The 26,959-nt window shown below is 67.3% G+C and carries 28 protein-coding genes; 8 read left to right on the top strand and 20 right to left on the bottom strand.

Features of this window, described 5'->3' with window-relative positions; all coding sequences use genetic code 11:
* Positions 1-38: 38 nt before the first annotated feature.
* The 4 genes from AXA74_RS13685 to AXA74_RS13700 all read left to right on the top strand — a co-directional run bounded on the left by AXA74_RS13685 (position 39) and on the right by AXA74_RS13700 (position 5,243).
* On the top strand, positions 39-935 hold the full coding sequence (locus tag AXA74_RS13685) for a LysR family transcriptional regulator (RefSeq protein WP_029579419.1): 897 nt from the start codon (positions 39-41) through the stop codon (positions 933-935).
* A 65-nt stretch (positions 936-1,000) separates the two neighbouring features.
* Positions 1,001-1,804 carry an aspartate dehydrogenase gene (locus AXA74_RS13690; protein ID WP_029579418.1) on the top strand — a complete coding sequence of 268 codons (804 nt, stop codon included), beginning with the start codon at positions 1,001-1,003 and terminating at the stop codon, positions 1,802-1,804.
* A gap of 143 nt (positions 1,805-1,947) precedes the next feature.
* Positions 1,948-4,026 (top strand): putative bifunctional diguanylate cyclase/phosphodiesterase, encoded by a 2,079-nt coding sequence (locus tag AXA74_RS13695; RefSeq protein WP_060833214.1) that lies wholly within the window; start codon positions 1,948-1,950, stop codon positions 4,024-4,026.
* A gap of 101 nt (positions 4,027-4,127) precedes the next feature.
* A complete protein-coding gene (locus AXA74_RS13700; RefSeq protein WP_029579416.1) occupies positions 4,128-5,243 on the top strand; it encodes an AI-2E family transporter in 1,116 nt (371 codons plus the stop codon).
* Here AXA74_RS13700 and AXA74_RS13705 read toward each other — a convergent pair.
* From AXA74_RS13705 to AXA74_RS13770, 14 genes are all read right to left on the bottom strand, one after another.
* Positions 5,215-5,976, bottom strand: coding sequence for an ABC transporter permease (locus tag AXA74_RS13705; RefSeq protein ID WP_029579415.1), 762 nt, complete (start codon positions 5,974-5,976; stop codon positions 5,215-5,217). The genes AXA74_RS13700 and AXA74_RS13705 overlap by 29 nt on opposite strands.
* On the bottom strand, positions 5,973-6,932 hold the full coding sequence (locus tag AXA74_RS13710) for an ABC transporter ATP-binding protein (RefSeq protein ID WP_048940601.1): 960 nt from the start codon (positions 6,930-6,932) through the stop codon (positions 5,973-5,975). The genes AXA74_RS13705 and AXA74_RS13710 overlap by 4 nt, the downstream gene beginning before the upstream one ends.
* A gap of 146 nt (positions 6,933-7,078) precedes the next feature.
* Positions 7,079-7,504, bottom strand: a complete 426-nt coding sequence (locus AXA74_RS13715; RefSeq protein WP_029579413.1) for an organic hydroperoxide resistance protein — start codon at positions 7,502-7,504, stop codon at positions 7,079-7,081.
* A 144-nt stretch (positions 7,505-7,648) separates the two neighbouring features.
* Positions 7,649-8,107, bottom strand: a complete 459-nt coding sequence (locus tag AXA74_RS13720) for a MarR family winged helix-turn-helix transcriptional regulator (RefSeq protein ID WP_172899595.1) — start codon at positions 8,105-8,107, stop codon at positions 7,649-7,651.
* Positions 8,108-8,164: 57 nt separating this feature from the next.
* Complete coding sequence (locus AXA74_RS13725; RefSeq protein ID WP_029579411.1) at positions 8,165-8,413, bottom strand: hypothetical protein; 249 nt, start codon at positions 8,411-8,413, stop codon at positions 8,165-8,167.
* Positions 8,397-8,576, bottom strand: a complete 180-nt coding sequence (locus tag AXA74_RS13730) for a FixH family protein (RefSeq protein WP_029579410.1) — start codon at positions 8,574-8,576, stop codon at positions 8,397-8,399. Before AXA74_RS13730 ends, AXA74_RS13725 begins: the two co-directional genes overlap by 17 nt.
* A 31-nt stretch (positions 8,577-8,607) precedes the next feature.
* Positions 8,608-10,044 carry a cytochrome c oxidase accessory protein CcoG gene (gene ccoG, locus AXA74_RS13735; protein WP_032978552.1) on the bottom strand — a complete coding sequence of 479 codons (1,437 nt, stop codon included), beginning with the start codon at positions 10,042-10,044 and terminating at the stop codon, positions 8,608-8,610.
* Positions 10,045-10,072: 28 nt separating this feature from the next.
* A complete protein-coding gene (ccoP, locus tag AXA74_RS13740; protein ID WP_032956295.1) occupies positions 10,073-10,996 on the bottom strand; it encodes a cytochrome-c oxidase, cbb3-type subunit III in 924 nt (307 codons plus the stop codon).
* Entirely contained in the window at positions 10,989-11,138 is a 150-nt protein-coding gene (locus tag AXA74_RS13745; RefSeq protein ID WP_029579408.1) for a cbb3-type cytochrome oxidase subunit 3, read from the bottom strand. Before AXA74_RS13745 ends, ccoP begins: the two co-directional genes overlap by 8 nt.
* A 1-nt stretch (position 11,139) precedes the next feature.
* The gene (gene ccoO / locus AXA74_RS13750; protein ID WP_032956294.1) at positions 11,140-11,769 is read right to left on the bottom strand and encodes a cytochrome-c oxidase, cbb3-type subunit II; all 630 of its coding nucleotides are present in this window, start codon (positions 11,767-11,769) and stop codon (positions 11,140-11,142) included.
* 9 nt (positions 11,770-11,778) lie between these two features.
* Positions 11,779-13,218: a cytochrome-c oxidase, cbb3-type subunit I gene (gene ccoN, locus AXA74_RS13755; protein ID WP_029579406.1), complete on the bottom strand. Its 1,440-nt coding sequence runs from the start codon at positions 13,216-13,218 to the stop codon at positions 11,779-11,781.
* A 101-nt stretch (positions 13,219-13,319) separates the two neighbouring features.
* Complete coding sequence (gene ccoS, locus AXA74_RS13760) at positions 13,320-13,463, bottom strand: cbb3-type cytochrome oxidase assembly protein CcoS (RefSeq protein WP_029579405.1); 144 nt, start codon at positions 13,461-13,463, stop codon at positions 13,320-13,322.
* Positions 13,460-14,389, bottom strand: coding sequence for a P-type ATPase (locus AXA74_RS13765; protein WP_032956292.1), 930 nt, complete (start codon positions 14,387-14,389; stop codon positions 13,460-13,462). Before AXA74_RS13765 ends, ccoS begins: the two co-directional genes overlap by 4 nt.
* Positions 14,390-14,464: 75 nt before the next feature.
* Positions 14,465-15,733, bottom strand: a complete 1,269-nt coding sequence (locus tag AXA74_RS13770; protein ID WP_029579403.1) for an adenosylmethionine--8-amino-7-oxononanoate transaminase — start codon at positions 15,731-15,733, stop codon at positions 14,465-14,467.
* A 91-nt stretch (positions 15,734-15,824) separates the two neighbouring features.
* On the opposite strand from AXA74_RS13770, the gene AXA74_RS13775 reads away from it, so the two are divergent.
* The 3 genes from AXA74_RS13775 to bioD are packed head-to-tail and all read left to right on the top strand — an operon-like array spanning position 15,825 to position 18,993.
* Positions 15,825-16,979: an aminotransferase class I/II-fold pyridoxal phosphate-dependent enzyme gene (locus AXA74_RS13775; RefSeq protein ID WP_032978549.1), complete on the top strand. Its 1,155-nt coding sequence runs from the start codon at positions 15,825-15,827 to the stop codon at positions 16,977-16,979.
* Positions 16,976-17,617, top strand: a complete 642-nt coding sequence (locus tag AXA74_RS13780) for an alpha/beta fold hydrolase (RefSeq protein WP_032978545.1) — start codon at positions 16,976-16,978, stop codon at positions 17,615-17,617. The genes AXA74_RS13775 and AXA74_RS13780 overlap by 4 nt, the downstream gene beginning before the upstream one ends.
* A complete protein-coding gene (gene bioD / locus AXA74_RS13785; RefSeq protein ID WP_032978543.1) occupies positions 17,614-18,993 on the top strand; it encodes a dethiobiotin synthase in 1,380 nt (459 codons plus the stop codon). The genes AXA74_RS13780 and bioD overlap by 4 nt, the downstream gene beginning before the upstream one ends.
* 78 nt (positions 18,994-19,071) lie before the next feature.
* Here bioD and aceA read toward each other — a convergent pair whose 3' ends face one another.
* The gene (gene aceA / locus AXA74_RS13790) at positions 19,072-20,388 is read right to left on the bottom strand and encodes an isocitrate lyase (protein WP_032978541.1); all 1,317 of its coding nucleotides are present in this window, start codon (positions 20,386-20,388) and stop codon (positions 19,072-19,074) included.
* A 325-nt stretch (positions 20,389-20,713) separates the two neighbouring features.
* On the opposite strand from aceA, the gene queF reads away from it, so the two are divergent.
* Entirely contained in the window at positions 20,714-21,556 is an 843-nt protein-coding gene (gene queF, locus AXA74_RS13795) for an NADPH-dependent 7-cyano-7-deazaguanine reductase QueF (RefSeq protein ID WP_029579398.1), read from the top strand.
* 45 nt (positions 21,557-21,601) lie between these two features.
* Here the strand turns inward: queF and AXA74_RS13800 are convergent, their stop codons facing one another.
* The 5 genes from AXA74_RS13800 to acpS all read right to left on the bottom strand — a co-directional run bounded on the left by AXA74_RS13800 (position 21,602) and on the right by acpS (position 26,891).
* The gene (locus AXA74_RS13800) at positions 21,602-22,840 is read right to left on the bottom strand and encodes an MFS transporter (protein ID WP_029579397.1); all 1,239 of its coding nucleotides are present in this window, start codon (positions 22,838-22,840) and stop codon (positions 21,602-21,604) included.
* A gap of 142 nt (positions 22,841-22,982) precedes the next feature.
* Positions 22,983-23,555 carry a CDP-diacylglycerol--glycerol-3-phosphate 3-phosphatidyltransferase gene (gene pgsA / locus AXA74_RS13805; RefSeq protein WP_029579396.1) on the bottom strand — a complete coding sequence of 191 codons (573 nt, stop codon included), beginning with the start codon at positions 23,553-23,555 and terminating at the stop codon, positions 22,983-22,985.
* A gap of 43 nt (positions 23,556-23,598) precedes the next feature.
* The gene (uvrC, locus tag AXA74_RS13810; protein WP_029579395.1) at positions 23,599-25,422 is read right to left on the bottom strand and encodes an excinuclease ABC subunit UvrC; all 1,824 of its coding nucleotides are present in this window, start codon (positions 25,420-25,422) and stop codon (positions 23,599-23,601) included.
* Complete coding sequence (gene nagZ, locus AXA74_RS13815) at positions 25,385-26,443, bottom strand: beta-N-acetylhexosaminidase (RefSeq protein WP_032956285.1); 1,059 nt, start codon at positions 26,441-26,443, stop codon at positions 25,385-25,387. The genes uvrC and nagZ overlap by 38 nt, the downstream gene beginning before the upstream one ends.
* Positions 26,444-26,453: 10 nt before the next feature.
* Positions 26,454-26,891, bottom strand: coding sequence for a holo-ACP synthase (gene acpS, locus AXA74_RS13820; RefSeq protein WP_029579393.1), 438 nt, complete (start codon positions 26,889-26,891; stop codon positions 26,454-26,456).
* Positions 26,892-26,959 lie beyond the last annotated feature (68 nt).

Here is a 26,959-nt window from a genome sequence, read left to right on the forward strand (position 1 = left end):
CCAATATATGAAACTGTGATTTGTCATTTCTAAAAAGTATGGAACTGCGGCATCTGCGCTATTTCGTGGCCGTCGCCGAGGCCCTGCACTTCACGCGGGCGGCCCAGCGGCTGGGCATCGGCCAGCCGCCCCTGAGCCTGCAGATCCAGCAGCTCGAACGCGAGATCGGCACACCCCTGCTGCTGCGCCTGCCACGCGGCGTGGAGCTGACGGAGGCCGGCGCCCGCTTTCTGGAAGACGCCCGCGACATCCTGGCTGCCGCCGACCGCGCCGTGGAAACCGCGCGCCGCCTGGGCCGGGGCGAACGCGGCTCGGTCAGCGTGGGCTTTACGGCTTCGGCCGTCTTCCATCCCTATCTTCCGCGCGCCATCCGCGCCTATCGTGACCGCTATCCCGGCGTCCAGCTGTCGCTGTCCGAAAGCACATCGCGCGCGCTGCTGCAGGCTTTGCGCCTGGGCGAAGTGGATGTGGCCTTCGTGCGCCCGCCGTATGCGCTGGACCCGGCGTGCGCCTCCGAGCGCGTCATGGACGAACCCATGCTGGTCGCCCTGCCGCCAGGACATGCCCTGTGCCGCAGGCGCAGCGTGCCCATGAAGGCCTTGGCCGACGAAGCGTTCGTGCTGTATCCGCGGCCCATCGGGGCCGGCCTGTACGATGCCATCCTGTCGGCCTGCCTGCGCGCCGGCTTCACGCCCCGCGTCATCCAGGAAGCGCCGCAGATGGCTTCCATCATCAGCCTGGTGGCCGCCGGCGTGGGCATCTCCATTGTCCCGGCCGCCATGCGCCATATGGGGGCCGAAGGCATCGAATACCGGCCCATACGCGGCGATGCGCCGCGCGCCCTGCTGGACATGGCCTACCGGCGCCATGAACGCTCCACTGCCGCCCGCCATGCCATCGCCCTGCTGCGCGAACTGGCGCCGCCGGCCGCCTGAAGCCCACGCGGCGCCTGCGATCTAGTATTCTTCCCCGGCTGTTTCATCGCCCATAGAGGATCGTCATGCCTGCCCTGAAAGTCGGAATCGCCGGATTCGGCGCCATCGGCCAAGCCGTCGCCCACACCCTGGACCATGGGCTGCCCGGGCTGAAGCTCGCCGCCATCGCCGTGCGCGATCCGCAGCGCCATGCCGGCCGGAGCTGGCAGGGCGCCGCGCCGGTCTTCACGGACCTGGCCGGGCTGGCGGACCGCTGCGATCTGGTGGTCGAGGCCGCGCCCGCCGCCGTCTTCCGCGAGCTGTCCGAGCCGGTGCTTCGCGCCGGCAAGAAGCTGATGGTGCTCAGCTCCGGCGCCCTGCTGCGCAATGAAGACCTGATCGCCCTGGCCCGCGAGCATGGCGGGCAGATCATCATTCCTTCGGGCGCCATCCTGGGCCTGGACGCCCTGACCGCCGCCGCCGAAGGCAAGATCCATTCGGTCACCATGATCACCCGCAAGCCGCCGCGCGGCCTGGCCGGCGCCCCCTATCTGGAAACCCATCGCATCGACCTGGCCGGCATCACCGAACCCACGCTGGTATTCCGGGGCTCGCCGCGCGACGCGGCCGTGGGCTTTCCGGCCAATCTCAACGTCGCGGTCAGCGTCTCGCTGGCTGGCATCGGCGCGGACCGGACCACCCTGGAGATCTGGGCCGATCCCGGCGTTACCCGCAATGTGCACCGCGTCGAAGTGGACTCGGACGCGGCCAGTTTCTCCATGGAAATCCAGAACATCCCTTCTGAGAACCCCAAGACGGGCCGGATCACCGCCCAGAGCGTCGTTGCCGCGCTGCGCAAGCTCACCGCCCCGCTGCGCGTGGGGACCTGAAAAAAAATAGATTGTCGACAATCGGGCAAGGCAAAAATCGGATACGCTTTCGCGCTCGCGGATCTTCTTGCGCCACCCCGGCCTGCCCGGCTCCACTGCCCCCTTATGTCGCGCCTGCCTGATCTGCCTCGCGGAGGCCTTTAATGCTTGTCGGAAATTACGACCCCACCCTGGTGCTGGTATCCCTCGGGGTCGCCATCCTGGCCTCCTATACGGCGTTGGGCATGGCCAGCCGCGTGACGTCCGCGCGAGGCCCGGCGGCACGCGGCTGGCTATTCGGCGGCGCCTGCGCCATGGGCCTGGGCATCTGGTCCATGCATTTCGTGGGCATGCTGGCCTTCAGCCTGCCCATCGCCCTGGGCTATGACCTGACGCTTACGGGGCTGTCGCTGCTCATCGCCATCATCTGCTCGGCATTCGCGCTCTGGGTGGTCACGCGCGCCGCGCTGCCGAAGTGGCGCCTGGCGGGCGCGGCCATGCTGATGGGCTGCGGCATCGCCGCCATGCACTATGTGGGCATGGAAGCGATGCGCATGTATCCGGCCATCGAGTATTCGCCCTGGCTCTTCCTGCTGTCGGTCATGGTAGCCATCCTGGCCTCGGGCGCGGCGCTGTGGATCACGCACCATCTGCGCCACAACCGGCCCGGCGCGCCGGCCTACCGGGTCTGCGCCGCGGTCGTCATGGGCCTGGCCATCGTCGGCATGCACTATACCGGCATGGCGGCCGCGCGCTTTGCCGAAGGCAGCGTCTGCATGGCCGTGCTGCATGGCATCAGCGCCGGCTGGCTCGCCGCCAGCGTCACCGCCGTGACGCTGAGCGTGCTGGGCATCGCCCTGGTGGTGGCGGTGCTGGACACGCGCCTGGAGGCGCGCACCTCGGCCCTGGCGAGCTCCCTGGCCCAGGCCAATGAAGAACTGCTGCACCTGGCGCTGCATGACGCGCTGACCCAATTGCCCAACCGCGCCCTGCTCGACGAACGCCTGATCCAATCCATCACGCGCGCCAAGGCCGCGCGCGGCCACTTCGCCGTGCTGTGCATCGACCTGGACGGTTTCAAGGCCGTCAATGACGCCTACGGCCACCAGAGCGGCGACAGCCTGCTGCGCCAGCTGGCGCAGCGCATCCAGACCGAGGTGCTGCGTCCGGGCGATTCGGTGGCCCGCCTGGGCGGCGACGAATTCATCGTCGTGGCCGAGGTGGTCGAACCCACCGATGCCGCCAACCTGGCCGAAAAGCTGATCGATGCGCTGTCGCGCGAGATCATCGTCGATGGCCACACGCTGTCGGTCACGGCCAGCGTGGGTATTTCCATCTACCCGGGCGATGGCGAAGATGGCCATACCCTGCTGACCCACGCCGACGCGGCCATGTATCACGCCAAGCGTCTGGGCCGCGACCGGCGCTACAGCTATTTCGAGCCGGCCATGAACGAGAACGCGCGCGAGCAGCTGCAACTGCTGCAGGACTTGCGCCAGGCCCGCGCGCGCGGCGAGCTCGTGCTGCACTACCAGCCCAAATTCATCGCGCCGTCCGGCCCGGTGGTGGGCGCCGAGGCCTTGCTGCGCTGGAACCACCCCAAGCGCGGCCTGATTTCGCCCTCCGAGTTCATCCCTATCGCCGAACGCACCGGACTGATCTTCTCCATCGGGGAATGGGTGCTGGACGAGGCCTGCCGCCAGATGCGCATCTGGCGCGACCTCGGCCATGGCAACTGGACCGTGGCGGTCAACCTGTCGGCCATGCAATTTTCCCAGGCCGGCCTGGTCGACACCATCCGCGACACGCTGGCGCGCCACCTGCTGCCGGCCAGCTGCCTGGCCATCGAGATCACCGAAACCACCGCCATGCGCGACGCCGAGGCCAGCCTGGCCGTGCTGCGCGAACTGGCCTCGCTGGGCGTGTCCATCTCCATCGACGATTTCGGCACCGGCTATTCCAGCCTGCTCTACCTCAAGCGGCTGCCGGCCAGCGAACTCAAGATCGACCGCGGTTTCATCAACCAGCTCGAACATGACCAGGAAGACGCGGCCATCGTGTCGGCCATCATCGCGCTGGGCCAGCGCCTGAACCTGAAAATCGTCGCCGAAGGCGTGGAGACCCCGGCCCAGCAGCGCTTCCTGACGGACCTGGGCTGCGACTCGCTGCAAGGCTTTTTACTGGGCAAACCCCTGCCGGCCCAGGACTTCCTCAAGGCGGACTTCGCCCGCCGGGCGGAGTGAGGCCGCGCCCCGCTTGCCAGGCGAACCTCCTATCCGCTACAAACAAAGGCGCCGCGCCGGGACCCGCGGCGCCCTTCATCCCGGTCCCCAGAGACTGAGCCATGCGCCTTCGTCCGGACGTCGATTTTCAACAAGTGCTGTCCCGCAGCCTGCTTGACCTCTTCATCCGGATCAGCCTCATCGGCGGGCTGGTCTATTGGTGCTACCGGGTCGCCGAACCCTTCATCGGCCTGCTGCTCTGGTCCATCATCCTGGCCGTCACCCTGGCGCCCATCCACCAGCGCCTGGCGCGCTGGCTGGGCGGGCGGCCGAAATCGGCCTCGCTGCTGCTGGTCATCCTGACCCTGCTCGCCTTCATGATCCCCGGCGCGCTCCTGGCCGGCTCCCTGGCCGAAAGCCTGCCGCGGCTGTTCCATCATGCCGAGGGCCAGCCCACGCTGCGCATCCCCGATCCACCGGACTTTATCTCCAGCCTGCCGTTGGTCGGCGGCCGCCTGCACGACGCCTGGGCCTTGGCCACCGAAAACGTCGAGACCGCGCTCAAACCGCTGCAGCCCGTACTGACAGCCGCGGCGAAATGGCTGCTCAACAGCGCAACGACCGCCGGCATGGAATTCCTGATCTTCCTGGCGGCGGTCGCGATCGCCGGGCTGGTCCTCGTCTACGGCCGGCACAGCAAGCGCATGGCCGATGATATCGCCGCCCGCATCGCCGGCCCGCAGCGCGGCCATGAGCTGGTCCAGCTGACGGCCACGACCATCCGGGCCGTGGCTCAGGGCGTCATCGGCGTGGCCTTGATCCAGTCGGCGCTGGGCGGACTGGGCATGCTGGTAGCGGGCGTGCCGGGCGCCGGCATCTGGGCCATCGTGGCGCTGGCCGTGTGCATCGTGCAGCTGCCCATCCTGGTGGTGCTGCTGCCCGCGGCCATCTATGTGTTCATGAACAACAGCACGCCGATGGCCGTGGGCTTCGCGGTCTGGTGCGTGCTGGTGGGTCTGCTGGACAACATCCTCAAGCCGCTGATGCTGGCGCGCGGCATCAGCATCCCGCTGCCCATCATCCTGATCGGCGCGCTGGGCGGCGTGATCGCCGCCGGCCTGGTCGGCCTGTTCCTGGGCCCCGTGGGATTCGCGCTGGGCTATGTGCTGTTCATGCAGTGGGTGCGCGACCCCATGGTCGACGGCCAGGTCAGGTCTTCAGGCGATAGCCGGTCTTGAAAATCCAGCGCACTGTCGCCAGGCAGATCGCCAGAAAAAGCAGCGTCATGCCTATGCTTACCCCGAGGTTGACGTCGGCCACGCCGAAAAAGCTCCAGCGAAAGCCGCTCACCAGGTAGACCACGGGGTTGAACAGCGTGACGGTCTGCCAGAACGGCGGCAGCATGTGGATGGAATAGAAGGTGCCGCCCAGGAAGGTCAGCGGCGTGATAATCATCAGCGGAATGATCTGCAGCTTCTCGAAGCCGTCGGCCCATACTCCGATGATGAAGCCGAACAGGCTGAAGGTCACCGCCGTGAACACCAGGAAGACCACCATCCACACCGGATGTTGGATTTCGTAGGCGACAAACAGCCTGGCCGTGGCCAGCATGATGATGCCCAGCAGGATGGACTTGCTGGCCGCCGCGCCCACATAGCCCATGACGATCTCGACATAGGAAATCGGCGCGGAGTGGATTTCGTAGATGGTGCCCGAAAAGCGCGGCATATAGATGCCAAACGAGGCATTGGCCACGCTCTGCGTCAACAGCGACAGCATGATCATGCCGGGCACGATGAAGGCACCATAGCTCACGCCGCCGATCTCGACCATGTGCGAACCGATGGCCGAACCGAACACCACGAAATACAGCGAAGTCGAAATCACTGGCGAGGCGACGCTTTGCATGAGCGTGCGCCAGGCGCGGGCCATTTCGAAGAGATAGATGGCGCGGACCGCATACCAATTCATGATTGTGCACTCACCAGACTGACAAAGATCTCCTCCAGCGTGCTTTCGGAGGACTGCAGGTCATTGAAGCCTATGCCCAGGGCGTCGAGTTCGCGCAATAGCGGCTGCACGGGGTTGACCTCGCCCTGGGTGTCGTAGGTGTAGATGAGCGAGCCGCCGTCCTCGCCCAGCGCCAGGTCGTAATGCGACAAGGCCGCCGGCACGGCCGCCAGCGGCGCCGTCAGGATGAAGACCAGCTGCTTCTTGCCCAGCTTGCGCATCAGCGCATGAGTCTGCTCCACCAGGATGATCTCGCCCTTGCGTATGACGCCGACGCGGTCGGCCATCTCCTGGGCTTCCTCGATGTAGTGGGTGGTGAGGATGATGGTCACGCCCTGCTCTCGCAGGCGCCGCACCATCTCCCACATGCCCCGGCGCAATTCCACGTCCACGCCGGCGGTCGGTTCGTCCAGGAAAAGAATGCGCGGTTCATGCGACAACGCCTTGGCGATCATGACGCGGCGTTTCATGCCGCCGGACAGCGCCATGATGCGGCTGTCTTTCTTGTCCCAGAGGGAGAGATCGCGCAGGATACGCTCGATCAGGGCGGGATTGGCGGGCTTGCCGAACAGGCCGCGGCTGAAACTCACGGTATTCCAGACCGTCTCGAAGGCGTCGGTGGTCAGCTCCTGGGGCACCAGCCCAATGGCCTGGCGGGCGGCCCGATAGGCTTTCACGTTGTCATGGCCATCGGCCAGCACGCGCCCGCTGCTGGCATTGACGATGCCGCAGATGATGCTGATCAGCGTGGTCTTTCCCGCGCCATTGGGGCCGAGCAGGGCGAAAATTTCGCCACGCCGGATTTCCAGGTTGATGTTCTTCAGGGCTTGATGCCCCGAGGCATAGATCTTGGAGAGGTCCTGTACGGAAATCACACTATCGCCGGGCACGGCAACCTCGCTTGTTATTCTGGCCATGAAGGAGACACCCGTAACGATAACGCACTCATCGCGGGCGGCTCGAAGGCACGCGCCAAAGACTGATGTCGCGCCTACCGGCCAATTGAAACACAAGCGAAGCACGGGCAGGCGCCGTTCATGGCGCCTGCCCGCTCAGGCCGGCCTTATGCCAGCGTCAGCGTGACGTCGATATTGCCGCGGGTGGCATTGGAGTACGGGCACACGATGTGGGCCTTGTCGATGAGCTGCTGCGCAACGGCGCGGTCCATGCCCGGCAGCGAGATCGTCAGCTCGACCTCGATGCCGAAGCCGGTGGGCAGCGGGCCGATGCCCACCGCGCCCTGCACCGACACATCGCCGGGAATGGCGATATGGTCGCGGTTGGCCACGAATTTCATCGCGCCCAGGAAGCAGGCCGAATAGCCGGCGGCGAACAACTGCTCGGGGTTGGTGCCTTCGCCGCCCGCGCCCCCCAGCTCCTTGGGCGTGGTCAGTTTGATATCCAGCTGCTTGTCGGACGAGACGGCACGGCCATCACGGCCGCCGGTGGCCTGGGCATGGGCGCGATAGAGGACTTTTTCGAGAGACATGGTGGGTTCCTTTGAGGTAAACCGCGCCGAGGCACGGGATGACGGCACGCCGCCGGAGAAAAAATAGCTCGCTATTAAATCGTTCGCTATTTATACGATAAATCGATGCACTGCAATACACATCCCCGCATAATGCGGACCAGGTCAGCCCTGTTCGCCCTGCGCCAATTGCTCGCGCAGGCGCTCCAGGTGGGCCTTGAGGGCATGGACCTCCTCGGCCGAACACGCCAGGGCCTGGGCCACGCCCCGTGGCACCGACGCCGCCCGGGCCTTGAGGGCCTGGCCCTGCGGGGTCAGGCTGATGATGATCTGGCGCTCGTCATGCTGGCCCCGGTCGCGCCGCAACAGCGCGGCGGCCTCCAACCGCTTGAGCAGGGGCGTCAGTGTCGCGGAGTCCAGGAACAGGCGCTTGCCGATATCCGATAGCGTAAGCCCATCCTGCTCCCACAACACCATCATGACCAGATACTGCGGATACGTCAGCCCCAGACCCGCCAGCAGCTTGCGGTAGACCTTGTTCATGGCCAGCGTGGTGGAATGCAGGGCGAAGCACAGCTGGTCATCGAGCAGCAGCGAGGGCGAGGAGGAGGTCTTGGGGGTCATGATGTTGGGATATTATATCGCGCACTATCCAATAGCAAGCGATTTTTCCTCCCCGCGCTAGTCTTCTTCGTCCGGCGCCTGGGTTGGCTGCAGCCACAGCGTAAGCGCGCTGGAGCAGGCGCCCATGGCCCAGAGCAAGAAAAAGGTCACGGTATAGAAGCCGCTGCGCCCGACCGTATGAACGCCGAGGATAGCCACGTCCAGCGGGTCGATCAGGGCAAAGACAAGGCCGCTGGCCAGGCCCGCCGCCAGAAAGGACGGCCACAGCACCCCGATCCAGAAGCCCAGGCTAGACGCGCGGCGCATGTTCCACCACCAGGCCGCGCCGGGCCGCCCCTTCGGCCGGCGGATCGGTATGGGAGACCGCGAGGTAAATGGTCAGGCCGCAGCCGGCGATGGCCAGGGCCGGGCCGGCCATCAGAATCCATGGCCAGGGTTCACGCCACCAAGGGCCGGACGGTTTTTGCATCGCGCTCTCCGTGTTCTGCATGGCGCCCTCCTCATTCAGGCACATAGAAAGTGGCGGCTTCCTCGATTTGCGGCCCGGCGGGGATCGCTTCGGCGCGCAGCACGATGGAATGCGGGCCGGGGGACGCGCCCTTGCCCCGGATCACCACCGGCACCAGCGTATTGCTGGCCGCCGGCAGGCTCAGCACCTCGCGCGCCTGCGGCAGGGCCAGCACGCGCAGCTGCGGCAGCCCCTGCGCCGTCAGGCGCAAGGTCAGCGGCTGGTCGGAGGTATTGATGAACTGCAGGCGGTAGACGTTTTCAATCTCGCCGCCGGCCACCTCGCGGCCCAGCACGCCGCGGTCGCGCATCACGTCCAGTCGCAGCGGGCTGCGCAACGCCAGCGACCCGGCGAACCCCAGGCAAAGCAGCAGCAGGAGCCCGCCATAGATCAACACCCGGGGACGCAGCAGGCGCTTGCGCGTCTGGCCGGGCGACAGGCCCTGCTGCATGGCGCGCTCGGAGGTATAGCGGATCAGGCCGCGCGGATAGCGCATCTTGTCCATAACGGCGCCGCACGCATCGATACAGGCGCCGCAGCCGATGCACAGGTACTGCAGGCCATCCCGGATGTCGATGCCCGTCGGGCAGACCTGCACGCATAGGCTGCAATCCACACAATCGCCCATGCCGGCCCCACGGTGATCGAGGCGGCGCGAACGCCCGCCCCGGGGCTCGCCGCGGGGCCGGTCATAGGTCACGACATAAGTGTCCGGGTCCACCATCACACTCTGGAAGCGCGCATAGGGACACATGTATTTGCAGACCGACTCGCGCATGAAACCGGCATTGCCCCAGGTGGCGAAACCGTAGAACAGCATCCAGAACCACTGCCAGCCGCCGAGCTGGCCGGCGAACAGCTGTCCGCCCAACTCCCGTATGGGCGCGAAATAGCCGATGAAGGTCGACCCCGTCCACCAGGCCAATGCCAGCCACAGCGCATGCTTGGTGATCTTGAGACGCCATTTGCGCGCGTCCCAGGGCGCTTCGTCCAGCCGGATGCGCGCCAGCCGATCGCCTTCGACGCGGCGCTCTATCCACATGAAGAGCTCGGTGTAGACCGTCTGCGGGCAGGCATAGCCGCAGAACAGCCGTCCCGCGATCGCGGTGAACAGGAACAGCGCCAGGGCGGAGATCACCAGCAACAGCGCCAGATAGATCGCGTCCTGCGGCCAGAGCACCAGGCCGAAGAGGTAGAACTTGCGCGCGCCCAGATCGAACAGCACCGCCTGGCGTCCGCCATATTGCAGCCAGGGCAAGCCGTAGAAAACGAGTTGCGTGACCACGACCAGCCCCACGCGCCAGCGCGCGTAGCGGCCGCTGACCGAACGAGGGTGGATCTTGCCGCGCACCTCGTCCAGCGCCTGCTCCACCGAACCCGATGGCGGCATCACCGGTTGCCAGGGCGTCCCGGCGGCGGGCTTGTTCATCCGAGGCGCCCCCGGATGCTCCGGCGCATCATGGCGAGTCCCTCGTCTCGCGCCGCGACAGGTTCCACACCCAGGCGCTCAGCAGATGAATCTGCTCCGGGCTGAGCAGTTCGCGATGCGCCGGCATCCGGTTATCCCGGCCTTCGAGTATGGTGCGGGTGATGCTGGCCTCCGAACTGCCGTACAGCCAGATATCGTCGGAGAGATTGGGCGCGCCCAGGGCCGGGTTGCCCTTGGCGTCCACGCCGTGACAGGCCACGCAGTAGTTGCCGAACTCGCGCTTGCCCCGGAAAACGCGCACAGGGTCGGCGGCCAAGCCGGAAAGCGAGCGCACATAGTGGGCGATGTCGCCCGCCATCTTGGCGTCGATCGTGCCCTTCCACGCCGGCATCATGCCATGGCGTCCGTCGCGGATGCTCTGCGCGATGGCCTCGGGCGAGCCGCCGTGCAGCCAGTCGTTGTCGGTCAGGTTGGGAAAGCCCGGCCCGCCCTTGGCATCGGAGCCATGGCATTGCGAGCAGGTGTTGAGAAACAGGCGCTGGCCGATTTCGCGCGCGGCCGGATCGGCCGCCAGCTGGGCCGGGTCCATGCCGGCAAAGCGCGCATAGAGCGGCCTGACGGATTCGGCCAGTTTCTCCTGCTGCGCCTTGACCTCGCCCGTGCTGCTGAAGCCCAGCGCGCCCGCATAGGCGCCCAGGCCCGGGAAAAGATAAAGGTAGGCCAGGGCGAAAACGCAGGTCAGCAGATACATCCAGGTCCACCAGCGCGGCACCGGGTTGTTCAGTTCCCTCAGGTCTTCGTCCCAGACATGGCCGGTATCCTGCACCGCGCCGCCGGGGGTCTTGCTCAACCAGCGCCGCTGGGAGAACAGGAGCCAGACGCACCAGGCAACGCCACCGAGGGCGAGCACGGTGATGAACAGGCTCCAGAAGCCGCTGACGAAATCACTCATGGCAGCCCTCGTCGGGCAGGGCGAAGGGCAGTTGCGCCGATTCGCGGTTGGCTTGCTCGCGGCCGCGGCAACAGGCCCAGGCCACGATGCCCAGAAAGGTCGCCATCGACAGGACGGTCATCGTTCCAGTGATCCAGGCCATCTCATTCCCCTTCTTTCTTGCGCACGCCCAGGCTTTGCAGATACGCCACCAGGGCATCTTCTTCGGTCTTGCCGGCCAGCGCGGCCGGCGCGCGGGCGATCTGTTCATCGCCATAGGGCACGCCCGCGCGGCGCAGGGCCCGCATGCGGGCCTGCACGTCGGCGTCGGCGACGCTGCGCTGCCGCAGCCAGGGATAAGCCGGCATGTTGGACTCCGGCACCACCGCGCGCGGGTCGCGCAAATGAATGCGATGCCAGTCGTCCGAATACCGCTGGCCCACGCGCGCCAGATCGGGTCCGGTGCGCTTGGATCCCCACAGGAAAGGATGATCGAATGCCGATTCGCCCGCCACCGAGTACGGCCCGTAGCGCTGCACTTCGGATTGCAGCGTGCGGATCTGCTGGGAATGGCAACCCACGCAGCCCTCGCGGATATAGATGTCGCGGCCGATCAAGGTCAGCGCCTCGTAGGGCCGCACGCCTGGCGCGGGCTCGGTGGTCGAATGCTGGAAAAAGAGCGGCACGATCTGGGCCAGCGCGGCGAAGGAGACCACCACGATGCTGGCCACGATCATCAGGCCGATGTTCTTCTCCAGCGTCTGGTGCGAAAAGAAACGCGATTGTTGCGACATATCCGCTCCTCAGGCCGCCAGCGCCGGACGCGGCACCGAAGGGTTGACCGCCTGCGCGCCGCGCACCGTCATCCAGACATTCCAGGCCATGATGCCCATGCCGGACAAGAACAGCGTGCCGCCGAGCAGACGGATGAAGTAGAACGGCACCCGCGTCTTGAGTTCCTCCACGAAGCTGTAGACCAGCGTGCCGTCCGGGGCCGTGGCGCGCCACATCAGGCCCTGCTGCACGCCAGCCACCCACATCGCGGCGATATACAGCACCACGCCCAGGGTCGCGATCCAGAAATGCAGCTCGATGGCGCGCACGCTGTACATGGCCTGGCGGCCATAGAGGCGCGGAATCAGGTAGTACAGCGAACCGAAGGTGATCATGGCCACCCAGCCCAGGGCGCCCGAGTGCACATGGCCGATCGTCCAGTCGGTGTAGTGGGACAGCGAATTCACCGAACGGATGGACATCATCGAGCCCTCGAAGGTGGCCATGCCGTAGAACGACAACGCCGTCACGAGGAACTTCAGGATGGGATCGGTGCGCAGCTTGTGCCAGGCGCCCTGCAGCGTCATGATGCCGTTGATCATGCCGCCCCAGGATGGCGCCAACAGGATGAGCGAGAAAGTCATGCCCAGCGACTGCGTCCAGTCCGGCAGCGAGGTGTAGAGCAGGTGGTGCGGCCCGGCCCACATATACGTGAAGGCCAGCGCCCAGAAATGCACGATGGACAGGCGATAGGAGTAGATCGGCCGCCCCGCCTGCTTGGGCACGAAGTAATACATCATGCCCAGGAAGCTCGTGGTCAGGAAAAAGCCCACGGCGTTATGGCCGTACCACCACTGCACCATGGCGTCCTGCACGCCCGCATAGGCCGAGTACGACTTCCACATCGAGACCGGTATCTCGATGTTGTTGACCACGTGCAACAGCGCGATCGTCAGGATGTAGGAGCCGAAAAACCAATTGGCGACGTAGATGTGCTTGACGCGCCGCTTGACGATGGTGCCGAAGAACACCACCGCATAGGCCACCCAGACCAGGGTGATCAGGATATCGATGGGCCACTCCAGTTCGGCATATTCCTTGCTGCTGGTAAAGCCCATGGGCAGCGTGATGGCGGCCGCCACGATCACGGCCTGCCAGCCCCAGAACGTGAAAGCCGCCAAACGCGCACAGAACAGCCGCGTCTGGCAGGTGCGCTGCACCACGTAATACGAGGTCGCGAACAAGGCGCTGCCGCCAAAGGCGAAGATCACCGCGTTTGTATGCAAGGGCCGCAGCCGGCCATATGTCAGCCACGGTGTGTCGAAATTCAATTGCGGCCAGATCAGCTGGGCGGCGATCAACACCCCCACTGCCATGCCGACGATACCCCAGACCACGGTCATGATCGCGAACTGCCGAACCACGCCGTAGTTGAAGGCCTCTTCCTGTATTGCGACCTGGTCGCTCATGCCCTTCCCCTAACCCAAAGTTGGCGCTGCTTCTTCTCCAGGCCCGGATGATGCGCGAGCAGCCCGGCGGCCGGCTTGATTTGCATCAAGGAGTCTGAGCGTCAGCCCTCTTTGTCGCGCAATATCGACAGCGAAGCGTCTTCGGTCTCCTCGTATTGCCCGTCGAGCACGGCCCACCACAGCGCCACGCCTATGCCCAGCACGAACAGCAGCGACAGCGGCAGCAACAGATACAGGATGGTCATGCCGATCTCCGGTACAGCCACCAGGCATGCCCGGCCACGGCCATCGAGGACAGAAACATCGTCAGGGCCGCCAGCCAGGGCGCCACCCAGCCGGCCAAGGCCAGCGGCGCCATCAGGAGGTGCCAGGCCAGCGAGCCGTAAAGACTGCCCAAGGCGTTGCGCCGCAGATCGTGGCGCAGGCGCGCCAGCGCCGCCGGCCTGGCGCAGGCCTGTTCGCCCGCGATCTTGTAGGCGGCGGCCAAGGCCGCCGGGACGGCCATGGCCATGGCGCAGGGACAGCTCATGACCAGCAAGGCCACCATGACCGGCAGCGCGCGGGCCGGGTCCCACTGCATCCAGGCCAGGCCGGCGCCCAAGGCGAGCAGGACCTGCGCCATCACGAACCGCGCGGCCACGCGGTCGGCGCGGGCCGACAGCGCGCGGCCGGTGAGGGCCAGCATCGTGCGCGCCGCCGGCGGCGCGGGCAGGCTGGCCTGGCGCGCGCACAGATCGAGATAGCGGGCGCTCAGCAGGAAGGCCACGAACATCGTGACCGAATCGAAATAGACAGCGCCATGCCCCAGCCAAGTCGCGCGCGCGCTGGGCAGAAAGGCGGCCAGGATGCCCAGGGCCACCGGCACGTCCATGCCGGCGCGGCCGTGCCGCAAGCTGCGCCAGGCGCCGGCCCAGACGGGCCAAGCACAATAGAGCACGACCGGCACGCTCACCAGCAGGCTGGCCCAATTCATCAGCACGATGGCGCGGTCCAGCGTGGACAGGGCATCGGCGGGCATGGCTTCGTGCCGGACATAGCCGGGCCAGGCGAACATCATTGCCTGCATCATGGCCAGCCAGGCCACGCCCAGGCGCAGCAAGGCATGCCGGCGGGCGAGGCGTTGCGGCGCGGGCAGGGCCGGCGGCAAGGCGAAAAGGGAATGAGCGCGCATGGGCGCGATGCTAAGGCCGCCGCCTCCCGCCCCGCTTGACGCAAATCAAGCCGCGCCCATATGGCGGCCACGCGCTCAGGGCGCCTGCTCGCCCAGCACGCGGCAGACGACGGAGGTCAGCGTCCGCAGTTCGGCCGCCTCCATGGTGAAGGCCGGCGTCAAGTAGACCGTGCGCCCAAAAGGCCGCAGCCACACCCCGGCCTCGACCAGACGCCGCCGGAGCCCGGCCAGGTCCCCGATGGCGGACAGCTCGACGGCGCCGATGGCGCCGAGCACGCGCACATCGGCCACCCAGGGCAGGTCGCGGCAGGGCGCCAGGCCGGCGCGCAAGCCCGTCTCGATCGCGCGCACCTGTTCCAGGCGCGGCTCGCGCTCGAACAGGTCCAGCGAGGCATTGGCCGCCGCGCAGGCCAGCGCATTGCCCATGAAGGTCGGGCCATGCATCAAGGCATGCCCCGGGTCGTCCGACAGAAAACCCTCGAAGACGCGCGCGCTGGCCACCGTCGCGGCCAGGGGCAGCGTGCCGCCCGTCAAGGCCTTGGACAGCGCGATGATGTCCGGTCGTATGCCGGCCTGCTCAAAGGCGTACATGGTGCCCGTGCGGCCAAAGCCGGTGAAGATCTCGTCGAAGATGAGCAAGAGGCCGAATTCATCGGCCAGGACGCGCAGACGGCGCAGCACCTCGGGTTCATGCAGCAACATGCCGCCGGCCCCCTGCACCAGGGGTTCGACCAGGATGCCGGCCAGGCCGCCGGCATGTTGCCCGAGCTGGCCGCGCAGGGCGGCCAGCGAGGCCTCGTCGCGTGGCAGGTCGGCGATCAGGTGCCCGGCCAGCATGCCGCCGAAACGCGCATGCATGCCATCCTGCGGATCGCAGACGGCCATCGTGCCGAAGGTGTCGCCGTGATAGCCGCCGCGGAAAGCCAGGAAACGCCGCCGCGCGGACTCGCCCCGGTTGAGCCAGAACTGCAAGGCCATCTTCATGGCGACCTCGACCGCCACCGACCCAGAATCGGTATAGAACACACGGTCCAGGCCCGGCCCCAGGCTGGCGCATAGCCGGGCCGCCAGCGTGAGCGCCGGCTCATGCGTCAGGCCGCCGAACATGACATGGGGCATGGCCTGCAGCTGTCCGGCCACGGCCTGGGCGATATGCGGATGGTTGTAGCCATGGCAGGCCGTCCACCACGAGGCCACGCCGTCGATCAGGCTGCGGCCGTCGGCCAGGATCAGCCGCGTGCCCTGGGTGGCCGCCACCGGCAGCGGCGGCGGCGTGGTCTTCATCTGCGCATAGGGCAGCCAGATATGCGGATAGCCCTGGCGCATCCAATCGGGTTGGGTCATGCAAACTCCGTCGGCGGGCCGGCCCGCCACACACTACAATGCCTCGCATTCTACGGCCGGGACGCTGCCGGCCCCTGTTGTGCACACTGCCATGTCCAAGCTGGATTCTGTCTTTCTCGACGCGCTCCAAGCGGCGCGCGCCGCCCACCGCCTGCGTGAGCTGCACCCGGTGCAAAGCATCGCCGCCGGACGCATCCGACGCAATGGGCGCGACTTGCTGAACTTCTCCAGCAATGACTATCTGGGCCTGAGTCATCATCCCGAACTGATCCGGCGCTCTCGCGACTGGACCTTGACCGCCGGCAGCGGCGCCTCGCGGCTGGTCTGCGGCACGCTGGACATGCACCAGGCCGTCGAGACCAAGCTGGCCCGCGCCAAAGGCGCCGAGGCCGCCCTGTTGCTGGCCTCGGGCTGGCAGGCCAATGCCGCCGTGCTGCCCGCCCTGCTCCAGGCTGCCGGCCAAGCCCGCGTCTATACCGACAGGCTCAACCACGCCAGCCTGCACCAGGGCTGCCTGGGCCAGCGGCAGATCCGCTACCGCCATGATGACCTCGACCACCTGGAAAGCCTGCTGCGGCGCGACCGCCAGGCGCCCGGCACGCCCTTCATCGTGACCGAAAGCGTCTTCAGCATGGACGGCGACCGCAGCGACGTGGCGGCGCTGGCCGCGCTGGCGGACCGGTACGGCGCCTTCCTCTATCTCGACGAAGCGCATGCCACCGGCGTGCTGGGCCCGCGCGGCATGGGGCTGTCGGGCCTGGCGCCCGGCGGGGTGGACCTTGTCATGGGCACGTTCAGCAAGGCCTTGGGCGGCTTTGGCGCCTACATCGCCGGCTCGCGCGCGCTTTGCGACTATCTGGTCAATCATTGCTCAGGACTGATTTACACCACCTCGCTGCCGCCCGCCGTGCTGGGCGCCATGGACGCCGCGCTGGACCTGGTCCCCACGCTGGACGAGGAGCGCCGGCATCTGCATGGCCAGGCGCAGCGCCTGCGCGACGGCCTGGCCGGGCTGGGGCTGGACTGCGGCGCCTCCTCGACCCAGATCGTGCCGGCCATCGTCGGCCCGGCCGACCAGGCCGTGGCGCTGGCAGCCCGCCTGGAAGCCGCCGGGCTGCTGGCCATCGCCATCCGGCCGCCCACCGTGCCGGCCGGCACCAGCCGCCTGCGTTTCGCCCTGAGCGCCGCGCACCGCGAGCAGGACATCGATACGCTGCTCGCCGCGCTGGCCCAGGCCCTGCCATGACGCGCCCGACGCTCTATTTCGTCCATGGCTGGGCCTGCGACGCCGGTCTTTGGGACCCCCTGCGCGCCCAGCTTCAGGACTGGCCGCAGGCCGTGGCCGAGACCGGCTATTTCGGCGCGCCGCCGCAAGCCGTGCCGGCGGGCCCCGTCATCGCCATCGCGCACTCCCTGGGCGGCATGAAATTGCTTGGCGCGCCGCTCCCGGACTGCCGGGCGCTCGTGCTCATCAACAGCTTTGCGCGGCTGGGCGCCGCTCCCGGGCTGGGCGTGCCCAGGCGCCTGCTGGACCGCATGCGCATGCGGTTGCGGACGCAGCCGCGCGCCATGTTGGCGGATTTCCACCGCCAGGCCGGGTCCGACACCGGCCCGCCGGCCGGCGAGCCCGACATTGATCGGCTGGACGAGGACTTGCTGCGCCTGCGCGATGAAGACCGGCTGGCCGAACTGCGGGCATGGCGCCGCCCGCTGTGCAGCCTGGCCGCGACCGCCGACGCCATCGTGCCCGAGGCGCTGTCGCGCGCCGACCTGCCGGCCCCGGTCCACTGGCACGACGGCGGCGGCCATATGCTGCCGCGCTCGGCCGCCGGCTGGTGCGCGGCGCATATCCGGGCGTTTCTCGAAACCCTGCCGCCGCAATGAGCCGCGACCCTGCCCACCGTTTCGGCGCGGCCGCCCGCCACTACGAACGCCATGCCCGGGTGCAGCGCCATGCCGCCGAAACCCTGGCGCGGCGGATCGCCGCCCTGCCCCTGCCCGCCCGCCCGCGCATCCTGGAGATAGGCTGCGGCACGGGCTTGCTGACCCGCGCCCTGGCCGGACACCTGGGCGAAGCCGACTGGACACTGAGCGATATCGCGCCGGACATGCTGCGCCAGGCCCGCGCCGGGCTGCGGCTGCGCGGGCCGGTGCGCTACCACCTCATGGATGGCGAGTTCCCGCAAGGGCTGCACGGGACGTATGACCTCATCTGCTCCAGCCTCGCCGTGCAATGGTTCGGCGACCTGAACGCGGGGCTGGCGCGCCTGGCGGCCTGGCTGCGACCGGGCGGCCATCTGGCCATCGCCACCCTGGCCGAAGGCAGCTTCCACGAGTGGCGGCAGGCGCATCATGCGCTCGCCCTGCGCGCCGCCACCCCTTCTTATCCGGCCGCCCCGACCATGCGCGCCGGCCTGCTGCCCGGCCACGCCATCTGCCGGCCCCGCAGCGAACAGCACGCCGATGGCCTGGATTTCCTGCGCGCGCTCAAAGGCATAGGCGCCACCGCGCCGCGCGCCGGCCACCAGCCTCTGAGCACGGCCCAGATGCGCGCCGTGCTGCGGCAATTCGACCGACAAGGAGCCCATGTGACTTATCAACTGGCCTATGGACACTGGCGCAAGCCCAAGGGCGTCTTCGTGACCGGGACCGACACCGGCGTGGGCAAGACGCTGGTCTCGGCGCTGCTGGCGCGCGCCTGGCAGGCCCATTATTGGAAGCCCCTGCAGACCGGCCTGGCCGACGAGGCGGGTGACAGCGCCACCGTCGCCCGCCTGGCCCGCCTGCCGCCGCAACGCCGGCACGCGCCGGCCTATGCCTTGCAGGCGCCGCTGTCGCCCTGGGCGGCCGCCCTCCTGGAAGGCGTCCACATCGACACCCTCGGGTTGCGGCCGCCCGAAACCGATGAACCGCTGGTGGTCGAAGGCGCGGGCGGCTTGTATGTGCCCATCGATGGGCAGACCATGATGATCGACCTGATCGAACAGCTGGGGCTGCCGGTCGTGCTGGCCGCGCGCAGCGGCCTGGGCACCATCAACCACAGCCTGCTCAGCCTGCATGCCCTGCGCGCGCGCGGCATCCCCGTACTGGGCGTGATCATGAGCGGCCCCCCTTCGGACAGCAACCGCCAGGCCATCGAACAATTCGGCCAGACTCGCGTGCTGGCCCAGATCCCGCCATTGGAGACGGTCGACGCGCAGGCGGTGGACGCCTGGGCCGGCCGCATCCCCAGCCTGGACAGCCTGCTGGCCACGCTCTAAAAAAAAGGGGGACCCGTCGGTCCCCCAAAACACTCCACCCTACAAACAGGTACTACAGCATCCGAAAGCGCGCCGCGCTCAAGCGGCCTGGGCCTCGCCGTGCTCGAACTGGGCCTCTTCGGTCGAGCCGGTCAGGGCCGTGGTCGAGGACTGGCCGCCCTCGATGGTCTGGGTGACGGCGTCGAAGTAGCCGGTGCCCACTTCGCGCTGGTGCTTCACGGCGGTGAAGCCCAGCTCGGCGGCGGCGAACTCCTTCTGCTGCAGTTCGACGAAGGCGCTCATCTGGCGGCGGGCGTAGCCATGGGCCAGCTCGAACATGCCGTAGTTCAGCGAATGGAAACCGGCCAGCGTGATGAACTGGAACTTGTAGCCCATGGCGCCCAGCTCGCGCTGGAACTTGGCGATGGTCGCGTCGTCCAGGTTCTTCTTCCAGTTGAAGGACGGCGAGCAGTTGTAGGCCAGCAGCTTGCCCGGGTACTTGCGATGGATGGCATCGGCGAACTTGCGGGCGTACTCCAGATTGGGCGTGGACGTCTCGCACCAGATCAGGTCGGCATAGGCCGCATAGGCCAGGCCGCGCGAGATGGCCTGGTCGATCCCGGCGCGGGTGCGGAAGAAGCCTTCCACGGTGCGTTCGCCGGTGATGAAGGGACGGTCATTCTCGTCCACATCGCTGGTGACCAGGTCGGCCGCATCGGCATCGGTACGCGCCAGCAGCAGCGTGGGGGTACCCATCACGTCGGAGGCCAGGCGGGCGGCGATGAGCTTGGCGACGGCCTCGCGGGTCGGCACCAGCACCTTGCCGCCCATGTGGCCGCATTTCTTCACAGAGGCCAGCTGGTCCTCGAAATGCACGCCGGCCGCGCCCGCCTCGATCATGCCCTTCATCAATTCAAAGGCGTTGAGCACCCCGCCAAAGCCGGCTTCGGCGTCGGCCACGATGGGCGCGAAGTAATCCACATAGCCTTCATCGCCCGGGTTCTTGCCTTCCATCCATTGGATCTGGTCGCAGCGGGCCAGCGAATTATTGATGCGGCGGACCACTTGCGGCACGGAGTTGGCCGGGTAGAGCGACTGGTCGGGGTACATTTCGCCCGCCAGGTTGGCGTCGCCCGCCACCTGCCAGCCGGAGAGATAGATGGCCTTCAGGCCGGCCTTGACCTGCTGCATGGCCTGGTTGCCGGTCAGCGCGCCCAGTGAATTGACAAAGGGCTCGGAATGCAGCGACTGCCACAGGCGGGTGGCGCCACGGCACGCCAGGGTGTGCTCGACTTGGGTGGAGCCGCGCAGGCGGATCACCTCTTCGGCCGAGTAGGCGCGCTTGATGCCCTTCCAGCGGGGATTCTCGGCCCAGTCTTGTTCCAGTTTGCGGATGTCGGTCTCGCGTTGGCTCATGGTGTCTCTCCAGTAGTGAGGTTTGCGAAGCAGCGGATTCAGGGTCTGGTCTTGCCGCGAATCCATGGAGGACAGTCTACGGACATGCTGCGCAGCAGCGTATGGGCGGGCGCCTGCATGAGCAGAAAATTTTTTATCGTAAAATCAATGTATTACAAGCATTGTTTCGCATTACGAAAACCGATTGAGTGCCGTGAAATGCCGCTTCGCTGCTGCGCAGCATGCGCTTTCACATGCCGCGAGCGGGATTTCACCATGCAAAAAAAGCACCCTTTCCAAAGCCCTACAATGCGGGCATCGACCTGATCCGCCTTTCGCCATCTCCATGCCGCTTACCGACGCGCCGCTGGGCCACAGCGTGGCCTATCCCTCCGAATACGATGCTTCGCTGCTCTTTCCCATTCCGCGCGCCGAAAACCGCGCCAGTCTGGGCCTGGACGGCCTGCCGCCCCTGCCGGGCGGCGCGCTGCCCTTTCGCGGCGTCGACATCTGGAATGCCTATGAGGTCTCCTGGCTGGACGCCAAGGGCAAGCCGCGCATTGCCATGGCAAGCTTCCGGGTGCCTGCCGACAGCCCCAATATCATTGAGTCCAAGTCCTTCAAGCTCTATCTGAACTCCTTCAACCAGACGCGCCTGCCCAATGCCCAGGCCCTGCGCGAGCGGCTCGAGGCCGACCTGTCGGCCGCCGCCGGCGCGCCCATCGGGATGGATTTCATCCTGCCGCAGCGCTTCGAGACGCTGCGCATCGCCGAGCTTGAAGGCATCAGCCTGGACAAGCTGGATGTCGAGATCGATTGCTACGAGCCGGCCCCGCAGCTGCTGGCCTGCGCCGAGGGCGAGGTCGTCGAAGAGACCCTGGTCTCGCGCCTGCTGAAATCCAATTGCCCCGTCACGGGCCAGCCCGACTGGGGCAGCGTGCAGATTGCCTACCGGGGCCGCCCCATCGACCGCGCCGGCCTGCTCAAGTACATCGTTTCGTTCCGGCAACACGCCGAGTTCCATGAGCATTGCGTCGAGCGCATCTTCTGCGACCTGATGCGGGCCTGCCGGCCCGAGCAGCTCAGCGTCTACGCCCGCTACACCCGCCGCGGCGGCCTGGACATCAATCCCTGGCGCAGCAACACGGCCGCCAGCGCGCCGGCCGATATCCGCACCGCCCGCCAATGAAAACAGGCCCCTCGCGGGGCCTGTGTCATACCGTGCCGGACAGGTTCAAGATGCCTTGCGCGCCTGGATCGCGATCCACTGCGCCAGGATGGCCGCGATCGCGAAGGCCAGGCCCGCGCCAATCCACGGCCCTTGCGCCAGGCCCGCATCGAGCAGCAGGCCGAAACCCAGGGGCCCCAGGGCGGACCCCACGTCCATGCCCGAATAGACCAGGCCATAGACCGAACCGGTGGAACCCTTGGGCGTGACACGGCGGATGAGCATGTCGCGCGAAGGCGCCGCCACCCCCGAGCAGAAGCCGGCCAGGCCGACCACGAAGGCCGCCATCGACGCCGGCACCCCGCCCATGGCCAGCACCACCAAGGTCAGGCCCGCCAGGATGAGGGCGGCCGTCACGGTGCGTTCGGTGCGCGGCGTGGCCGACACCAGGAAGCCGCCCGCGGCCATGCCGACGGCCGAGGCCACCATATAGCCCGACAGCGCCGAACTGGCCGCGACCTTGGACAAGTCATACAGGTGGGCCAGCAAGGGGATGGTGTAGTTCTGCACCGAGGACAGGGCGATCGAGGTGAAGGCGAAGAACAGGAAGGCGCCCCACAAGGCCGGACGCGCCAGCAGCGCGGTCAGGGTCTGCCAGGCGCTGGGCTGCGGCGCGGCGGCCTTGTCGTCGGCGCGCGGCTGGGCCTGGCCGCCCAGCAGGTCGCGCCCCAGCACGGTCAGCAGCAGGATGACGGCCACCAGCGCGGCGGCCGAAAAAGCCGCCACGCGCCAATTGGCCAGCAGCGTGATGGTGGTGATGAACACCGGCGTGAGCGCCCAGCCCAGGTTGCCCGTCAGGCCGTGGGCCGAGAACGCATGGCCCAAGCGTGCCGGGCTGACCCGGTGATTGATGATGGAGTAATCCGCCGGATGGAAAATGGAATTGCCGATACCGCCGATGGCGGCCGCCAGCATCAGCATGCCGTAGCCATTGGCCGAGCCGATCAGCACGGCCGACAGCACGAAGCACGACAGGCCGAACCACAGCACGGGACGCGCGCCGACCCGGTCGACGATAAAGCCCGACGAGGCCTGGCCCAGCCCCGAGACCACATAAAACACCGATACCAGCAGGCCCAGGCGGGCAAAGTCCAGGCCGAACTCATTGCCCAGCGAGACGTAGAGCGAAGGCAGCACGAGCTGGAAGAAGTGCGAACTGGCGTGGGCCACGCCGATCAGCAGGATGATCTGCCAATCCCGGCGGCGCAGGTTGGGGGAATCGGATACAGCGGTAGCGGTGTTCATGCGCGAACAGGGCCGGCTGCGGCCCCCTTTTGAAAAAGTCTCCGGTCCGTGGCGGCTTGGCCGCCACGCTCATCGGGCCACTCGAATGGCCTCTAGGGATGGGGCCGGGCGGCGCCCCACGCGCCGCCCGGCCCTGGATCACTCAGCCCGCTTTCTCGCGGATGGCCGGCCAGGCGCGCTGCAGGTAATACAGCATGGACCACACCGTCAGCACGGCGGCCAGCAGGATCAGCCAATTGCCCAGCAGGCGCGTGTCCACGCCCCAGAGCTTCTGGTTGTAGAGCAGGCAGGGGATGGCCACCATCTGCGCGGCGGTCTTGAACTTGCCCAGGCGATGCACGGCCACGCTGGCGCTGGCGCCTATCTTGGCCATCCATTCGCGCAGGGCCGAAATCGTGATCTCGCGGCCGATGATGATGAGGGAGATGAAGGCATCCACCCGGCTCAGGTCCAGCAGCACGATCAGGGCGGCGCAGACCATCAGTTTGTCCGCCACGGGGTCCAGGAAAGCGCCGAAGGCCGAGGTCTGGTTCCAGCGGCGCGCCAGCCAGCCATCGAACCAGTCGGTCAGGGCCGCCACGATGAAGGCCACGGCGGCCAGCGTATCGCGCACACCGACCGACATCCAGGCATCGGGGACATAGAACAGCCCGACCACCAGCGGAATCATGGCGATGCGCAGCCATGTCAGGAAAATGGGAACGTTTATCGGCATAGTGCCCCGTATGCTACATCAGCCGCCCCGCGGACGCCCGTCATCAGTGCAAGGCATCATAGATCCGCTGGGCCAATTCTTCTGAAATCCCCTCGACCGAAGCCAGGTCTTCGATGCTGGCCGAGGTCACGCCGGACAGCCCGCCGAAGCGCGCCAGCAGGCGCTGGCGCCGCTTGGCCCCCACTCCCTCGATCTCCTCCAGCCGGGAAACATTGCGCGCCTTGGCGCGCTTGGCCCGCATGCCGGTGATCGCAAAGCGGTGAGCCTCGTCGCGCACCTGGGCGATGAGCATGAGGGCGGCCGACTCCTTGCCCAGCGCCACGGGCGGGCGCCCGTCGGCGAAAACCAGGGTTTCGAGGCCAACCTTGCGCCCTTCGCCCTTGGCCACCCCCACCAGGGTGGCGATGTCCAGGCCCAGTTCGGCGAAGACCTGGCGCGCCACCTCCACCTGTCCCTTGCCGCCATCGATGAGCACCAGGCCCGGCATGGGCGCCTCGCCATCGGCCACTTTGCCGAAACGCCGCGTCAGCACCTGCCGCATGGCAGCGTAGTCGTCGCCGGGCGTGATGCCCACGATGTTGTAGCGCCGGTAAAGCGAGGGCTGCATGTCATGATGCAGAAAGACCACACAGGAGGCCTGGGTGGCCTCGCCCGCCGTATGGCTGATATCGAAGCACTCGATGCGCAGCGCATCGAGCGCGGCCTCGTCGGTATCCATGTCCAGGGTTTCGGCCAGGGCCAGGGTGCGCGCGGCCCGCGCGCCGGACTCGGTCAAGGCGCGCGCCAGGGCCATCTCGGCATTCTTCTGGGCCTGCTCCAGCCAGGAGCGCCGCACGCCCTGGGGCCGCGTCAACAGCCGGCAGCGCGTGCCGGCCTGCTCGGCCAGCAGCCCGACCAGCGCCGGATCCGGCAAGGCATGCGAGCACACCAGCACCGGAGGCAAGGCATTGTCCGCATAGTGCTGGGCGACGAACGCCTCCAGCACTTCGGCGGCTGCCTCGCCCTCGGCGTGGGCGGGAAAGAAAGGCTTGTCCCCCAGGTGCCGGCCGCCGCGCACCAGGGCCAGGTTGACGCAGACCTTGCCGCCGGCGGCGGCCACCGCGATCACATCGGTGTCTTCGCCGCCGACGTTCTCCATGGTCTGCTGGTGCAGCACCTTGGACAGCGAGCCCATCTGGTCGCGCAGGGCCGCGGCCTCCTCGAAGCGCAGCTCGCTGGAGGCCTGCAGCATGCGGGTCTCGATCTCGCCCATGACCTCGCGCGCCTCGCCATTGAGAAAACGCGCGGCACGCTGCACATCGCGCGCATAGTCGTCCGCCTCGATGGCCTGCACGCAAGGCGCCGAACAGCGCCCGATCTGATGCAGCAGACAGGGGCGCGAGCGGTTGGCGAAGACCGTGTCCTCGCAGGTGCGCAGGCGGAAGACCTTCTGCAGGATCTGTATGGTTTCGCGCACGGCCCAGGCGTTGGGATAAGGGCCGAAGTACTGGCCGCGCTTGTGGGTGGCACCGCGATAGTAGGCAATGCGCGGCCAGGCATGTCCCGTGATCAGCAGATAGGGATAGGACTTGTCATCACGGAACAGGATGTTGTAGCGCGGGCGCAGGCTCTTGATGAGATTGTTTTCAAGAATCAGCGCCTCGGCCTCCGAGCGCGTGACCGTCACCTCCACCCGGGCGACCTTGCCCACCATCTGCGCGATGCGCGGGCTGGCCAAATTCTTCTGGAAATACGAAGACACGCGCTTCTTGAGGTCGCGCGCCTTGCCGACATACAGCACCTCTCCGGCGGCATCCAGATGCCGATAGACGCCGGGCAGATGCGGCAGATCAGCCAGAAACGATTTGAGATTGAAGTCGTCGGGCATGCTGATAGCGTGAATCGGCCTGCAGGCCATCCCAATCCGGGCTCGCGAAGGCCGGCGCCAGGCGGCGGATACGCGCCACCGATTCCGGCGCATGCGCGACGTCGAGGCGGCCCAGCAACTCATCGGCCAGGTCCGGCCGGTTGCAGACCAGCACCATGTCGCAGCCGGCCGACAAGGCCGCCTGGGCACGGGCCAGGATGTCGCCGGCCACCGAGGCGCCTTCCATGGTGAGATCATCGGAAAACACCACGCCGTCATACCCCAGCTGGCCGCGCAGGATGTCGGTCACCCAGCGGCGCGAAAAGCCGGCCGGCTGGCTGTCCACCTTGGGATAGATCACATGGGCCGGCATCACCGAGGACAGGACACCGTCGCCCAGCCAGCCATAAGGCGCGGCGTCTTCCTTCAGGATGTCGGCCAGCGTGCGCTTGTCGACCGGGATCTCGTGGTGCGAATCGGCCTGGACATGGCCATGGCCCGGGAAATGCTTGCCGCAGGCGGCCATGCCGGCCAGCGCCAGGCCCTGGATCAGGGCGCGCGCCAGCATGGCGACCACGCGCGGATCACGATGGAAGGCGCGATTGCCAATGACCTTGCTCGCGCCATAGTCCAGATCCAGCACGGGCGTGAAGCTCATGTCCACGCCACAGGCCCGCAGTTCGGCGGCCAGCACATAGCCGGCCGCGGTCGCCAGCCGCATGGCCGCCAGCGGATCGCGGTCCCAGGCTTCGCCTAGCGCGCGCATGGGAGGCAAGGCCGTGAAGCCGTCCTCGCGGAAACGCTGCACGCGCCCGCCCTCGTGGTCCACCGCGATCAGCAGCGGTTCGCCGCGCGCCTCGTGGATCTTGCGCGTGAGCGCCGTCAGCTGGGCGCGGCTCTCGAAGTTGCGCGCGAACAGGATCACGCCGCCCACCAGCGGATGGCGCAGGCGCTGTTTTTCTTCCTTGGTCAGCCGCGTGCCGGCCACATCGACCATGACCGGTCCGGGCGGCAGCTTGCGGTGTTTCTTGGATTTCGACATCAAACTGTCCTCATTGGGTGGATGCCCCGGCCCGGGACTCCACGATGACATAGGCGGCCGCCATGTCGGATTCATCGGTGATCGAGACATGGGCCGCGCCGAAACGCTGCTCGAACCAGGGCCGCAGCGCCGCGTCGATGACCAGCACGGGGCGCCCGCCCGGCGCATTGAGCGTCTGCACCCGGTTCCAGGTCATGGGCATGCGCATCCCCAGGCCGATGGCCTTGGAAAAAGCCTCCTTGGCGGCAAAGCGCGTGGCCAGGAAACGCACGCCGCGCGCCGGATCGCGGGCGCTGCGGGCGCGGAATTTTTCCATTTCCTGGACGCCGAGGATTTTTTCGGCAAAGCGCTCGCCATGGCGCTCCAGGGCTCGGGAGATGCGATCGACGCGGATCAGGTCCATGCCGATGCCGGCGATGGCGCCGCTGGGGGGGCTGAGAGAGACCATGGCAAACCGGAAAAGCCCGGCGCGGGAAGGCGCCGCAATAGCGAAATCATACGCGAGCCCGGGCGCGT

The organism is Bordetella hinzii LMG 13501, assembly GCF_001548475.1.
GTDB classification, from domain to species: Bacteria; Pseudomonadota; Gammaproteobacteria; order Burkholderiales; family Burkholderiaceae_B; genus Bordetella; species Bordetella hinzii.

Bases quoted from the DNA above. Each gene is read 5' to 3' on its own strand.
- AXA74_RS13685 (WP_029579419.1), top strand. From the start codon at position 39: ATGGAACTGCGGCATCTGCGCTATTTCGTGGCCGTCGCCGAGGCCCTG.
- AXA74_RS13690 (WP_029579418.1), top strand. From the start codon at position 1,001: ATGCCTGCCCTGAAAGTCGGAATCGCCGGATTCGGCGCCATCGGCCAA.
- AXA74_RS13695 (WP_060833214.1), top strand. From the start codon at position 1,948: ATGCTTGTCGGAAATTACGACCCCACCCTGGTGCTGGTATCCCTCGGG.
- AXA74_RS13700 (WP_029579416.1), top strand. From the start codon at position 4,128: ATGCGCCTTCGTCCGGACGTCGATTTTCAACAAGTGCTGTCCCGCAGC.
- AXA74_RS13705 (WP_029579415.1), bottom strand. From the start codon at position 5,976: ATGAATTGGTATGCGGTCCGCGCCATCTATCTCTTCGAAATGGCCCGC.
- AXA74_RS13710 (WP_048940601.1), bottom strand. From the start codon at position 6,932: ATGGCCAGAATAACAAGCGAGGTTGCCGTGCCCGGCGATAGTGTGATT.
- AXA74_RS13715 (WP_029579413.1), bottom strand. From the start codon at position 7,504: ATGTCTCTCGAAAAAGTCCTCTATCGCGCCCATGCCCAGGCCACCGGC.
- AXA74_RS13720 (WP_172899595.1), bottom strand. From the start codon at position 8,107: ATGACCCCCAAGACCTCCTCCTCGCCCTCGCTGCTGCTCGATGACCAG.
- AXA74_RS13725 (WP_029579411.1), bottom strand. From the start codon at position 8,413: ATGCGCCGCGCGTCTAGCCTGGGCTTCTGGATCGGGGTGCTGTGGCCG.
- AXA74_RS13730 (WP_029579410.1), bottom strand. From the start codon at position 8,576: ATGCAAAAACCGTCCGGCCCTTGGTGGCGTGAACCCTGGCCATGGATT.
- ccoG (WP_032978552.1), bottom strand. From the start codon at position 10,044: ATGAACAAGCCCGCCGCCGGGACGCCCTGGCAACCGGTGATGCCGCCA.
- ccoP (WP_032956295.1), bottom strand. From the start codon at position 10,996: ATGAGTGATTTCGTCAGCGGCTTCTGGAGCCTGTTCATCACCGTGCTC.
- AXA74_RS13745 (WP_029579408.1), bottom strand. From the start codon at position 11,138: ATGGCCTGGATCACTGGAACGATGACCGTCCTGTCGATGGCGACCTTT.
- ccoO (WP_032956294.1), bottom strand. From the start codon at position 11,769: ATGTCGCAACAATCGCGTTTCTTTTCGCACCAGACGCTGGAGAAGAAC.
- ccoN (WP_029579406.1), bottom strand. From the start codon at position 13,218: ATGAGCGACCAGGTCGCAATACAGGAAGAGGCCTTCAACTACGGCGTG.
- ccoS (WP_029579405.1), bottom strand. From the start codon at position 13,463: ATGACCATCCTGTATCTGTTGCTGCCGCTGTCGCTGCTGTTCGTGCTG.
- AXA74_RS13765 (WP_032956292.1), bottom strand. From the start codon at position 14,389: ATGCGCGCTCATTCCCTTTTCGCCTTGCCGCCGGCCCTGCCCGCGCCG.
- AXA74_RS13770 (WP_029579403.1), bottom strand. From the start codon at position 15,733: ATGACCCAACCCGATTGGATGCGCCAGGGCTATCCGCATATCTGGCTG.
- AXA74_RS13775 (WP_032978549.1), top strand. From the start codon at position 15,825: ATGTCCAAGCTGGATTCTGTCTTTCTCGACGCGCTCCAAGCGGCGCGC.
- AXA74_RS13780 (WP_032978545.1), top strand. From the start codon at position 16,976: ATGACGCGCCCGACGCTCTATTTCGTCCATGGCTGGGCCTGCGACGCC.
- bioD (WP_032978543.1), top strand. From the start codon at position 17,614: ATGAGCCGCGACCCTGCCCACCGTTTCGGCGCGGCCGCCCGCCACTAC.
- aceA (WP_032978541.1), bottom strand. From the start codon at position 20,388: ATGAGCCAACGCGAGACCGACATCCGCAAACTGGAACAAGACTGGGCC.
- queF (WP_029579398.1), top strand. From the start codon at position 20,714: ATGCCGCTTACCGACGCGCCGCTGGGCCACAGCGTGGCCTATCCCTCC.
- AXA74_RS13800 (WP_029579397.1), bottom strand. From the start codon at position 22,840: ATGAACACCGCTACCGCTGTATCCGATTCCCCCAACCTGCGCCGCCGG.
- pgsA (WP_029579396.1), bottom strand. From the start codon at position 23,555: ATGCCGATAAACGTTCCCATTTTCCTGACATGGCTGCGCATCGCCATG.
- uvrC (WP_029579395.1), bottom strand. From the start codon at position 25,422: ATGCCCGACGACTTCAATCTCAAATCGTTTCTGGCTGATCTGCCGCAT.
- nagZ (WP_032956285.1), bottom strand. From the start codon at position 26,443: ATGTCGAAATCCAAGAAACACCGCAAGCTGCCGCCCGGACCGGTCATG.
- acpS (WP_029579393.1), bottom strand. From the start codon at position 26,891: ATGGTCTCTCTCAGCCCCCCCAGCGGCGCCATCGCCGGCATCGGCATG.